Raw genomic sequence first — 12960 nt, forward strand, 5'->3', positions numbered from 1 at the left:
AAGAATTAACCCTTTTATATAATTTTCTGTACTACTAATTAGCAGGTGCAGTAGAAGAATAGTTAATTTTAAGAGCATTAACATCTCTTAATTTTAATCTAATATCTATAATTGTACCTACATTAGATTCTTTATCTGCTTTTATAGAAGTTGTCATAAAAGGATGCATAGCTTCTGCTAATTTATCTCTTTTACTAAAAATAAAAGCAGGTACTTGCTCAGCAGTAGAAATTTTATCATTTAACTGAATCTTGTTATAACCAACACCATCTCTATTAGGATCTTTAGATTTACCAACATAGATAGTACTTACCAAACTTTTATCTTCTAATTTTTTAATTTCAGTAGCACTTGGTAATCTTGGATTTTCAATTACTAGATTCGTTTCTCTCATAGTAGTAGTTACCATGAAAAAGAATAATAACATAAAAACGATATCTGGTAATGCTGCTGTATTAACAGCAGGAATCCCTTTTTTCTTTTTTCTAAATTTAGACATAGTTTTGTTTTAAATTTAAATTAATTATGAGGTTGGCTCAGCATCAGAAATAATTTGAGGATATGCAGTTTTGATATCTTCAACTTTTTTTCTTAAGGCATCAACTTGATTCAAACCTTCTGAACTCTTTTTAGCGTCTTTAAAAGATTCTTCTAATTCGTCGAAAGTAATTCCATAACGTTGTTTAGACAATCTGTTTCTTAATTCGCTGTAAGCTCTTAATAACTCGTTCTGAACCTCAATATACGTTCCATAACCTGTACCTCTATCACTCTGAACAGAAATAATTGCTTTATTTGGGTGATCTGAAGAATCATCACTTCTATCACCTTGGCAATAATCACATGCTTTACCAGGAGTACCATTTTCACTAGGTTTACCAATTCCACCACCATTATCTATAAATTTAACAGCGGCATCTTTAATATCTTTAATTTCCATACGTTCTCCTTCTACAAGAAGTTCGTTATTTCTATTAATGTTTACTTCAAAGATATTTTTCTCTTTAATTACAGGAGGAACATAGTCTGCTGGCGGTTTTTCTGATAACTTCTTAGAGACACCTGAATCTACATTCATTGTTGTGGTTACTAAGAAGAAAATTAATAACAGAAAAGCAATGTCTGCCATAGAACCTGCGTTAATTTCTGGATTTTCTCTTCTTGCCATATATTATGATTTAACTAATCCTTTTAATAAATCCCAAATAAAGAATCCACCTGCTATTACACCAAGTATAACACTATACCAAATTCCTGCTCCTACCCATTGATTAACAGAAGAACCTTCTTCACCACCTGGTAAAACACCAATTCCATTTGCATCATAAACTGCCTTGCTATCTGATAAGAAATATGCGATAACTAAAAGAACAGCTAATACAGCTAAACCACCTAAGGTTTTCTTTAAGTTTTCTGGGTTTCTTACTAAACTTACTAAAGAAAGAACTACTGTAATTATTACACCTGCTAAAAATAACCAAGTAGAATAATAGATAAGAGGACTAACAACGCTGTTAGCAACATCTACATTTGTTTCAATAACTTCAGCATCTTCCATAAATATTCTTATGAAAAGGATACCTCCAATTATAGCAATTGCAGCAATGAAAATACTTAAAATTTTATTACTTTTCATATTGAATATTATTTTTTATACTTTACTAATAAATCTATCAAAGAGATAGACGCGTCTTCCATATTGTTTACAATACTATCGATTTTTGCAACGATGTAATTATAAAAAATTTGAAGAATAATAGCCACAATTAAACCAAATACTGTTGTTAATAAAGCTACTTTAATACCACCTGCAACTACTGCTGGAGAAATATCATTTGCTACAGCAATATCGTTAAATGCTCCAATCATACCAATTACAGTACCCATGAAACCTAACATTGGTGCTAATGCAATAAATAAAGAAATCCAAGAAACGTTTTTCTCTAATTGACCCATTTGAACTCCACCATAAGAAACTACAGCTTTTTCTGCTTCTTCTACACCTTCATCAACTCTATCTAAACCTTGATAAAAAATAGATGCAACTGGCCCTTTTGTATTTCTACAAACTTCTTTAGCAGCTTCTACACCACCAGAACTTAAAGCATCATCTACATTTGCTAATAATTTTTTAGTATTAGTTGTAGCCATATTTAAATAAATAATTCTTTCAATGGCAATAGCTAATCCTAAAATTAAAGCTACTAATACAATTCCCATAAATCCTGGACCACCATCAATAAAGTTTTGCTTTAATATTTGGTGAAACGTTTGTGATTCTGTTGCTGCTTCTTGAGCAAAAGAGGATTGTACAGCTCCAAAAAACATAAATCCTGTTACAGATAAGACATTTACTACTTTTTTCATCTTAGTTATAAATTAATTTTAATAGTTAACGGGTTAAAGATATAAATTTTCATCTCAAAAACAGAAAATAAAAAGCATTTTATCTATTTTTTACTAACAACAGCTTCATTTTCGTTTAAGAGACTGCCAAGTAACAAAAAATGTTATGCATAAAAAAATTTTTTTGCGCTATTTCTCGGTTTTAACACGTTTTATTCTAGAAAAAATGGAGTTCGCAAAAATCTTTACTAAAATTTTAGTTATTCATTAGTTATTTCCCCTCTAATAGATTGTTCAAAATAGGTTGTAAATTCATTTAAAGGTAAATTTTCATTCAAAAGATACATTAATTTTGCTACTGCAGATTCTGTAGTTATGTCTTTTCCGCTAATAACACCTATTTCTTTTAAAATTAAACTAGTTTCATAATGACCTTGCACTACACTACCTCCTGAACATTGTGTAACATTTACAATTCTTATATTTTTAGAAATTGCTTTTTTCAATAACTCTAAAAACCAAAGTTCGTTTGGTGCATTACCTGCTCCATAAGTTTCTATAATTACCCCTTTTAAATCATCAATATTTAAAATACTTTGCACAACTCTTTTAGTAATACCTGGAAACAGTTTTAAAATAGCAATGTCATTTACTAATTCTTTTGTTACAACAAGTTCTTTTTTTGTATCTGAAAGTTTACTAATATAATATTGGTTAAAATTCAAATTAACGCCACTTTCTGCCAAAGGCGGATAATTCATAGAAGTAAATGCTTCAAATTGCTCTGCATTTATTTTTGTTGTTCTATTTGCCCTATAAAGTTTATATTCAAAATACAAACAAACTTCAGAAATAATAGGTTTATTGTTTTTTTGACAACAAGCAATTTCTATAGAGGTAATTAAATTTTCTTTAGCATCCGTTCGTAAATCACCAATTGGTAGTTGAGAACCTGTAAAAATTATAGGTTTTTGCAAGTTTTCTAACATAAAACTGATTGCTGACGATATATAAGACATGGTATCTGAACCTGTAAGTATTACAAAACCATCGAACTTTTTGTAATTTTCTTCTATGGTTTCTGCAATTTCTTTATAATATAAGGTATTCATATTAGAAGAATCCATTGGTTCTTCAAAAGAAATTGTTTCAATATTACAATTTAATTGTTCTAATTCTGGAATTTTATTTACTATCTGACTAAAATCAAAAGCCTTTAGAGCATTTGTTTTATAATCTTTAATCATACCAATGGTACCTCCTGTATAAACAATTAAAATGTTTGGTTTCTTTGCCATATTGACATCTATTCTTAATGAATTCTTAATTTTAATGATTAAATCTATGCCAATAAAAGTTCTTTAACTTTAAAATTTAGATTGGAATAATTTATGTTGTAAATTTATCAAACAAAAATGATATAAATTTTTAAAACGCAATAAAATTATGATGCAGTTCTATATATTAATTGGTGCAATCTCTTTAGTGAGTTGGCTTGTAAGCAATCAATTAAAACAAAAATTTAAAAAATATTCTCAAATCAATTTAATAAACGGAATGAGTGGTGCTGAGATTGCTACAAAAATGCTGGCTGATAATGGTATTTTTGATGTAAAAGTAATTTCTACACCTGGTAGATTAACAGATCATTATAATCCTAGAGATAAAACTGTAAATTTAAGTGAGGCTGTTTACAACCAAAGAAATTCAGCTGCTGCAGCTGTTGCAGCTCATGAAGTTGGCCATGCAGTACAACACGCAAAAGCTTATCAATGGTTAACTTTACGTTCTCAATTAGTGCCTGTAGTTAGTATTTCTTCTAAATTTTCTCAATGGATGGTAATTGGAGGTTTAATTTTAGGTGCTGCTTCTGGTAATGCTAGTATTGGTTATTATGTAGCTGTTGCTGGTTTAGCTTTAATGGCAATTGCCACTGTTTTTAGTTTTATTACTTTGCCTGTAGAATACGATGCTAGTAATAGAGCTTTAGCGTGGTTAAGAAACAAAAATATGGTTTCTCAACAAGAATTAGCAGGTGCAACAGATGCACTAAAATGGGCTGCAAGAACGTATTTAGTAGCTGCTTTAGGTTCTTTAGCGATGCTTTTATATTGGGGAATGCAAGTTCTAGGTGGTAGAGATTAACCACATTTTTATAAAATATTTTAATTATAAAGCTTCGATTTTTATCGAAGCTTTTTTTTATGCAGGAAACTTTTTATTGATTTTAAGCGTCTTGCTTAAATAGAAAAAGAAATCTGTTTATCGGGATTTTAACCCAGTTCATCAGATTTGCATTTTAAAAGTGTTAAAAATCCAGCAATTTTACAGTGTAATTAAAATAGCAGTTTATAAAAATTCGAATTGAACTCAATTTCTATTAAAACAAATCAACCAATATTAAAACAGCAACTAAAAAAATCACTCTTATGAAAACCTTAAAATTTACCATCATTTTTTTCTTCGGAATTTTAACAACATTTTCTCAACACAAAATCTCTGGTAAAATTGTTGACGAACAAAATCAGCCTTTACCTTTTGCAAACATTATTTTGTACAAAACAGGTGAAGAAGCAAAACCAAATGGAACTGTTTCTAATGATGATGGAACGTATCTTTTTGAAAAAATAGGTACAGGAAATTACAAAATGGAAATTTCGATGCTAGGTTTTAAATCTCAAATTATTGATGCTTTTGATTTAAACTCAGACAAAACACTTAACATCACTTTAAAAGAAGAAACACAAACCTTAAACGAGGTTGTTGTAAAAAGTAAAAGACCTGTAATTAAACAAACAGCAGAAAAGTTAATTGTAGATTTAGAAAAATCTGAAATGATTAATACCAACTTACAAGATGTTATGCGAAAAGTACCTGGTGTTTTGGTAACCAATAACGGAATATCTATTGCCGGAAACAGTGGAGTTAGAATTCTAATCAACGGAAAAACTACAGAATATATGGATGTTGAAACTTTATTACGTGATTTTCCTGCGGATAATATTGCAAAAATTGAAGTTGTAGAACAACCTGGTGCAGAATATCAAGCTTCTGGTTCTGGAGCAATCATCAATATTATTTTAAAGAAAAACGTAAAATTAGGCACACATGGTAGCGTAAATACTTGGATTGGTGAAGACGAAGGTTTTGAGTGGGGTTCTGGTTTTTCGATTGCTAGCTATAAAAACAAATTAAATTGGCAAGCAAATGCAGGTTACTCGCAACCAACTTGGAGAGAAGATTTGTTTTTAATAAGAACTGTAGGCGATGAAACTTACGATCAAGTTACTAGAGAACCTTACGATCCTGTTAATTTTAGAATTGGTGGTAGTTTAGATTATTATATTAACGACAAAAATTCAATAGGTATTGGAGCAAGAATAAATACAAGAAACTCAGACAGAATTGCAACTAGCGAAACCATTATTTCTGATGACAATACTACAAATACTTTATTTTCTGAAAACAGTTTTGATAGAGAACGAAAAAACTTTAACATCAACCCTTATTACGAATTCAAAACAGAAACTGACAAATTAGTTATCGACTTTAATTATGTAGATTTTACCAACGACAATACAAACATTTTATCTGATGTTGCAGGTAGCACAATAGATTTTACAGACAGAAAATACATTCAAGATGGTACATATTCTATAAAAACTTACAGAGCAGATTATACAAAAACATTTTCAGACAACTTAAAAGTAAGTGCTGGTACTCGTTTTGCTGATGTGAAAACAGACAACGATTTACAATCTTTTTCTCAAAACACAAATGGTAATTTTGATAAAGATGATGATGAAAGTAGTCGTTTTGTAATAGATGAAACCATTTTTGCTTTGTATTCTAAAATTAATGCAACTTCTGGCAAATGGTCTTTTTCTGGTGGATTACGTTATGAAGATAGTAATACAGATGGAACCTCAACTTTTTTAGACAATGGAGTAATAATATCCGAAGTAAAAAAACGACCAATTAAAAAAATCTTTCCAAGTGCTTCTATCAGCAGAAAATTTAATGATATTTTAGGTGCAAGTTTATCTTATAGTTACAGAATTCAAAGACCTTCTTACAGCAGTTTAAACTCTTTTGCTACCTATTTAGATCCTTATTCTGCTGGCGAAGGTAATCCGAATTTAACACCTTCTTACACTAACAATTATCAATTTAACTTAACTTATGAAGGACAACCATTTTTTACAATTGGTTACAGCAAAACAGATGATGTACTTTTTCAATTAATAAAACAAGACAACGAAACTGCACAAATAAGACAACAGGATGTAAATGTAGAAAATAATGCCAACTGGAATTTTAGATTGTTTGCACCTGTAAACTTTACAAAAGGTTTAGAAGGTTACACTGGTATAATTGTTACCAATACAGATTACCAATCTTCTACTTATGGTGTAGATTTAAACAAATGGAACTTAATTTGGTTTCTACAAGCTAGTTACCAATTACCTGCAGATATTAATTTTGAATTGAGTGCAAATTACGGAACTGGAGCTTTAGAAGGACAAATTGAAGCAGATTGGTTTGCAGATTTAGATTTTTCTTTTGGTAAAAAGTTTTTAGATGATAAATTAAAGGTAAATCTTGGTTTTAGTAAAGTGCTAAATAGAGGTTTTAACGGAACTATAGATTATGGAAATGGAACTGCTGCTGTAGAAAGCAATGGTTCTAGACAAAATATTCAATTAAGATTAGTTTACAGTTTTGGTTCTAAATTTGGTAAGAAAAAAGCCAACAGAAACAGAAATACAGACGAAGAGAACAGAATTAACGATAGTAATTAATATATTCGTTCTACTATGAACACGAAATTAAACAAATCTGATTGGGTAATTCTTTCCTTAATTTACGGAGTTACTATTCTCTTAGGCTGTATCGATTACTATAAAGAAGAGAAAAAGTTAATAGAATATTTAATAGATTTTCCATCAACAGCACTTTTATCAACGATATTAATATTGGTATTTATTCAAAAAATTGTACCTACATTTTTAGTACATAAAAAAGCTTATTTACAATTTTTTATCATCAGTTTAATATTACTAACTGTTGTTGGCACTTTAGAAAATTTGATTGGTAGATTAACAGCAGGTAGATCTTTGAATACTATTTCTAATTATTTTAATTATTTGCAAAATGGCTTGTATAATGCTACTGATATGGTTGGTTTTCCTTTAGGGGTTTTACTGATGAAAAAATTCTATGAAGGACAACAAGATTTATTAGAAGTTCAAAAACAACAAAAGGAAAATGAATTAAAATTGTTGCGTTCTCAAATAGATCCTCATTTTTTATTCAATAATTTAAATACATTAGATTCTTTAATTGATTCAAATCCTGCAAAAGCCAAAGAATACATTAATCGCCTGTCTTTAATTTACAGGTATTTAATTAAAACAAAGGATGCAGAAGTTATGGAACTTGCAAATGAAATTGAATTTGCAAAAAACTATATCTTTTTAATTAAAACAAGATTTGCTGATGATTATGAGTTTACAATAGAAGAAAACATCACTTTAATTGATAAATTTATCCCTACAGGATCTATTTTAACTTTATTAGAAAATGTTGTAAAACACAATAAAACTGATGGAACAAATGCTATTAAAACCACAATAACCATTAATAAAGGTTGGTTGATAATTACCAATTCTAAATCGAAAACAAAATCTACAAACGAATCTTTTGGCACAGGTTTAGATAATTTAAAAGCACGTTATAAATTACTTTCGGATGAGAAAATTCAAATTCATAATATGGATACTAAATTTGAAATTTTTATTCCGATCATTGAATTAAGCAGCTAAATTTTTATCAATTAGACTTCTCCACAAGACAGAAATGCAAGCAGAAAAATAAGACAACTATGAAAATATTAATTTTAGAAGACGAAATTCCTGCATATCAAAAACTAACCAAGTGTTTAGATCTTTATTTTGATGTAAAAACATCGCAAGATTGGGCACGTTCTATTGTTGATGGAAAAAAACTTTTAGCAGAAAATTCTTACGATTTTATTCTATCAGACATTCAGCTTTTAGATGGTTTGTCTTTTGATTTATTTAATAGCATTGATGTAAAAGCACCTATTATCTTTTGTTCTGCTCACGATGATTATTTGTTTCAGGCTTTTAGTACAAACGGAATTGCTTATATTTTAAAACCTTATTCTCAAGACGATTTTAACAAAGCAATTCAAAAATACCAAGCTTTATTTAAAAAAGGTTCTTACAATACTTTAAATAATAAAACTATTGATGTTTTAAAATCCGCTTTAAAAGAAGAAAACCACAATTATAAAAAACGTTTTGTAATTAAAAAAACAACAGGAATTCAATTGCTAAATGCCATAGACATTGCTTTAATAACTGCTTCTGGAGATTTCTGTTTGGTAAATGATAAAGACGGAAAACGACATACAATTTCACAAAATTTAGGAGCAATTCATCAGCAGTTAAATCCTAAAAAATTCTTTAAAATTAATAGAAGCGAAATTATAAATATCGATTTTATAGAAAATATAGAAAGTCATTTTAAAAACAGATTATTGATTTCTGTAAAAAATTATAAAGAAAAAGTAATGACAAGCTCTTCTATAACTTCTGACTTTAGAAAATGGTTGGAGAGTTAAATTTTCACAAAAGCATTTACCATACAATCTAATTTTGCAATTCATTAAATTGTGAAAAAAATATTTCTAAGCTCTGTTTTAATACTTATTAATTTTGAGAAAGAAAATATTTAAATACAGAACAATAGAAATAAAAACCACTTTGCCTAGGCAAAGTGGTTTTACTTAACACAAATTTACTAAAAAATCATTATAATAACGATTTATATTTTACATAGCAGCTTTATAAATTGCTATAGTATCTTCTAACGTAACTTCTCTAGGGTTTCCTCCTGTACATACATCAGCTAAGGCATTTTTTGCCATTTCCTCAAAATCTTCTTCTTTAACATTAAATTCTTTTAATCCTGATGGAATACCAACTGATTCTGAAAGTGCTTTAATAGCTTCTATAGCTGCATTAGCACCTTGCGTGTCACTCATTTCTAAAACTCCTACACCCATTGCTCTTGCCACTTTTTTTAATTTATGAGCACAAGAAGGGATATTAAACTTTTCAACATAAGGTAATAGAATTGCATTTGCAACTCCATGAGGCATATCATACATACCTCCTAGTTGGTGTGCCATAGAGTGCACAAAACCTAAACCTGCATTTGAAAATGCCTGACCAGCAATAAACTGACCCCAGGCCATTTTACTTCTTGCTTCAAGATTTTGACCATCTACCACAGCTATTTCCAAACTCTGAGAAATTAACTTAATAGCTTCTAATGCAAGCGCATCAGACCAACCAAAAGCTCCTTTTGTAACATAAGTTTCAATAGCATGCGTTAAAGCATCCATACCTGTAGCTGCTGTTAACGATGCTGGTTTCCCTAACATTAATACAGGATCATTTACAGCGATAGAAACCAAACAGTTTTTATCTACCATTACCATTTTTATATGGCGTTTTTCATCTGTAATTACATAATTAATCGTTACTTCACTTGCTGTACCTGCAGTAGTATTAATTGCGACAATAGGTAAAGAAGCATTTTTTGACATATGAATTCCTTCATAATCTTCAATATGACCTCCATTTTTAGCTAAAATACCAATTGCTTTTCCACAGTCTTGTGGAGATCCTCCACCCAAAGTGATAATAAAATCGCAATCATTTGCTTTTAATAATGCTAACCCATCATCAACATTTTTTACAGTTGGATTTGGATGTACGTCATCAAAAACAACAGTTTCAATATTAGCAGATTTTATAACATCCAATACATTTTGAGCAACTCCTAATTTTACCAAAATTTTATCAGTAACAAAAAGAGCCTTCTTATAATGTAACGTTTTTAATTCTTCTCCTAAATCTTTTAAAGCTCCAGGACCAATAAGGCTTAATGGTGGCAAATATATTCTTCTATTTTGTAACATATTTTATTTTTTTTAAATGACTCACTATTGATTTACTACTACAAAGTTCCATTAGAAAACGGAAGTATAACATGACATTTATCACATCTATTTTTTATTTTTTTTAAACAAAAAAACCTAAAACAAAAAACCTTTTTGATTTCTCAAAAAGGTTTTTTTTATTCTTAATATTTTGTTTTAAACGGAATTAATCATTCAATTTTAAAACGGCCATAAATGCTTCTTGCGGAATTTCTACATTCCCTACTTGACACATTCTTTTTTTATTCCTAATTTTTATCAGTTTTAAGAATTAGCTTTAAATCTATTTTACGTAATAAGTTAATATTTTTTTTTCAATTTACATATTATAAATATATTTGTTTTTAAAAAATCTTATGAAAAAAATTATTTCTGTATTAATTGTAATATTGTTTTTAGCCTGTTCAAGTGATGATGATTCCAACTGTGAAAGTTGTAGAGTTTTAAATGAGTTTACAGGAAAATATATAATTAAAACACATTGCAATAATGGAGATGGAACAGTTACTATATCAAATAGTACTTCTGCAACCCCATCTAGTTCCACAAGTATAACTGTAAGTATTCCAAATGATAAAACATTTGAAGAATATGTTAATGAATCTTGCAATAATTAAAAAAAGAATTGCAGATTAGAAAAACCTTTTTGATTTCTCAAAAAGGTTTTTTTATTCTTAATATTTTGTTTTAAACGGAATTAATCATTCAATTTTAAAACTGCCATAAATGCTTCTTGTGGAATTTCTACATTCCCAACTTGACGCATTCTCTTTTTCCCTTTTTTCTGCTTTTCTAATAACTTACGTTTTCTAGAAATATCTCCTCCATAACATTTTGCTGTAACATCTTTACGTAAAGCTTTTGTAGTTTCTCTGGCAATAATTTTTGCACCAATTGCTGCCTGAATAGGAATATCGAACTGTTGTCTTGGAATTAAAGTTTTTAATTTCTCAACAATTTTTTTACCAATTGAATAAGCATTGTCTGCGTGTAAAAGTGCAGAAAGCGCATCTACTGGCTGTGCATTTAATAAAATATCTACTCTTACTAATTTCGATTCTTTCATACCTATTGGATGATAATCGAAAGAAGCGTATCCTTTAGAAACCGTTTTTAAACGATCGTAAAAATCGAATACAATTTCTGCTAATGGCATTTCGAAAATTAACTCAACTCTTTGTGTTGTTAAATAGGTCTGATTTACAATTTGCCCACGTTTTTCAATACACAAACTCATTACTTGCCCCACAAAATCTGATTTTGTAATAATTGAAGCTTTAATAAAAGGCTCTTCTACTCTATCTAATCTAGAAGGATCTGGTAAATCTGTTGGGTTATTCAACATAATTAATTCATCAGGTTCCTTTTTTGTGTACGCATGATACGAAACGTTAGGTACTGTTGTAATTACTGTCATATTAAACTCACGCTCTAAACGTTCTTGAATAATTTCCATGTGCAGCATCCCTAAGAACCCACAACGAAAACCAAAACCTAAAGCTGCAGAACTTTCTGGTTGAAATACCAAAGAAGCATCATTTAATTGCAATTTTTCCATAGAATAACGCAACTCTTCATAATCTTCTGTATCCACAGGGTAAATACCTGCAAAAACCATTGGTTTTACGTCTTCAAAACCATCAATAATTTCTGTTGTTGGTTTGTGTGCGTCTGTAATTGTATCTCCTACTTTTACTTCTTTAGCTGTTTTAATACCCGTAATTAAATAACCAACATCACCAGTTTTTACAGATTTTTTTACAACCTGTTCAAGTTTTAAAGTACCAACTTCATCAGCAAAATAATTTTTACCAGTTGCCATGAACTTTATCTCTTGACCTTTTTTGATTTCTCCATTTATCACTCTAAAATAAGTCTCAATTCCTCTATAAGAATTGTAAACAGAATCGAAAATTAAAGCTTGTAATGGTGCTTCTGGATCACCTTTTGGTGCAGGAATTCTATCTATAATTGCCGTTAAAATATTATCAACTCCAAAACCTGTTTTACCACTTGCGTGGATTACTTCTTCTGGATCGCAACCTAATAAATCTACAATATCGTCTGTAACTTCTTCTGGATTTGCTGATGGTAAATCCACCTTATTTAAAACCGGAATTATCTCTAAATCGTTCTCTAAAGCCAAGTATAAGTTAGAAATGGTTTGTGCTTGTATACTTTGTGCAGCATCTACAATTAACAAGGCACCTTCACAAGCTGCAATAGATCTAGAAACCTCGTAAGAGAAATCTACGTGACCTGGAGTATCAATTAAATTTAAAATAAATGGTTCTCCATTGTGAACGTAATCCATTTGAATGGCATGCGATTTTATGGTAATTCCACGTTCTCGCTCTAAATCCATATTATCTAATAACTGGTTCTGCTTTTCACGTTCTGTTACAGAGCCAGTATAATCTAACAATCTATCTGCTAATGTACTTTTTCCATGATCAATATGAGCGATTATGCAAAAGTTTCTTATGTTCTTCATACTTCGTTTTCTAACTACTTTCAACTGACAAAGATATGTTATTTACACACCTTGTCAAATAAAAAAAGCACAATGAAACCATTGT

12 protein-coding genes are annotated in these 12960 nt (G+C 29.6%); 5 read left to right on the forward strand and 7 right to left on the reverse strand.

The window, feature by feature from the left end; translation table 11 throughout:
- Window positions 1–34: 34 nt before the first annotated feature.
- From KO506_RS05445 to KO506_RS05465, 5 genes are all read right to left on the reverse strand, one after another.
- Window positions 35–499, reverse strand: a complete 465-nt coding sequence (locus tag KO506_RS05445) for an ExbD/TolR family protein (protein WP_068362736.1) — start codon at window positions 497–499, stop codon at window positions 35–37.
- Window positions 500–523: 24 nt separating this feature from the next.
- Complete coding sequence (locus KO506_RS05450) at window positions 524–1168, reverse strand: ExbD/TolR family protein (RefSeq protein ID WP_215993884.1); 645 nt, start codon at window positions 1166–1168, stop codon at window positions 524–526.
- A gap of 3 nt (window positions 1169–1171) precedes the next feature.
- Window positions 1172–1636 (reverse strand): hypothetical protein, encoded by a 465-nt coding sequence (locus KO506_RS05455; protein WP_215993885.1) that lies wholly within the window; start codon window positions 1634–1636, stop codon window positions 1172–1174.
- Window positions 1637–1644: 8 nt separating this feature from the next.
- On the reverse strand, window positions 1645–2367 hold the full coding sequence (locus KO506_RS05460) for a MotA/TolQ/ExbB proton channel family protein (protein WP_215993886.1): 723 nt from the start codon (window positions 2365–2367) through the stop codon (window positions 1645–1647).
- 239 nt (window positions 2368–2606) lie between these two features.
- On the reverse strand, window positions 2607–3644 hold the full coding sequence (locus KO506_RS05465; RefSeq protein WP_215993887.1) for an asparaginase: 1038 nt from the start codon (window positions 3642–3644) through the stop codon (window positions 2607–2609).
- A 148-nt stretch (window positions 3645–3792) separates the two neighbouring features.
- Here KO506_RS05465 and KO506_RS05470 point away from each other — a divergent pair, with 148 nt between their 5' ends.
- The 4 genes from KO506_RS05470 (at window position 3793) to KO506_RS05485 (ending at window position 8995) form a co-directional block, all read left to right on the forward strand.
- Complete coding sequence (locus KO506_RS05470) at window positions 3793–4491, forward strand: zinc metallopeptidase (RefSeq protein WP_215993888.1); 699 nt, start codon at window positions 3793–3795, stop codon at window positions 4489–4491.
- 284 nt (window positions 4492–4775) lie between these two features.
- On the forward strand, window positions 4776–7148 hold the full coding sequence (locus tag KO506_RS05475; RefSeq protein ID WP_215993889.1) for an outer membrane beta-barrel protein: 2373 nt from the start codon (window positions 4776–4778) through the stop codon (window positions 7146–7148).
- Window positions 7149–7163: 15 nt separating this feature from the next.
- A complete protein-coding gene (locus KO506_RS05480) occupies window positions 7164–8171 on the forward strand; it encodes a sensor histidine kinase (protein ID WP_215993890.1) in 1008 nt (335 codons plus the stop codon).
- A gap of 59 nt (window positions 8172–8230) precedes the next feature.
- The gene (locus KO506_RS05485) at window positions 8231–8995 is read left to right on the forward strand and encodes a LytR/AlgR family response regulator transcription factor (RefSeq protein WP_215993891.1); all 765 of its coding nucleotides are present in this window, start codon (window positions 8231–8233) and stop codon (window positions 8993–8995) included.
- A 210-nt stretch (window positions 8996–9205) separates the two neighbouring features.
- Here KO506_RS05485 and KO506_RS05490 read toward each other — a convergent pair whose 3' ends face one another.
- The gene (locus KO506_RS05490) at window positions 9206–10360 is read right to left on the reverse strand and encodes an iron-containing alcohol dehydrogenase (protein WP_215993892.1); all 1155 of its coding nucleotides are present in this window, start codon (window positions 10358–10360) and stop codon (window positions 9206–9208) included.
- 377 nt (window positions 10361–10737) lie between these two features.
- On the opposite strand from KO506_RS05490, the gene KO506_RS05495 reads away from it, so the two are divergent.
- Window positions 10738–10998, forward strand: coding sequence for a hypothetical protein (locus tag KO506_RS05495; protein WP_215993893.1), 261 nt, complete (start codon window positions 10738–10740; stop codon window positions 10996–10998).
- 80 nt (window positions 10999–11078) lie between these two features.
- On the opposite strand, the gene lepA is transcribed toward KO506_RS05495, so the two are convergent.
- Window positions 11079–12875, reverse strand: coding sequence for a translation elongation factor 4 (gene lepA / locus KO506_RS05500; protein WP_215993894.1), 1797 nt, complete (start codon window positions 12873–12875; stop codon window positions 11079–11081).
- Between the last annotated feature and the right edge of the window lie 85 nt (window positions 12876–12960).

Origin of the sequence: Polaribacter vadi, from assembly GCF_018861005.1 — a bacterium.
Lineage (GTDB): Bacteria > Bacteroidota > Bacteroidia > Flavobacteriales > Flavobacteriaceae > Polaribacter > Polaribacter vadi_A.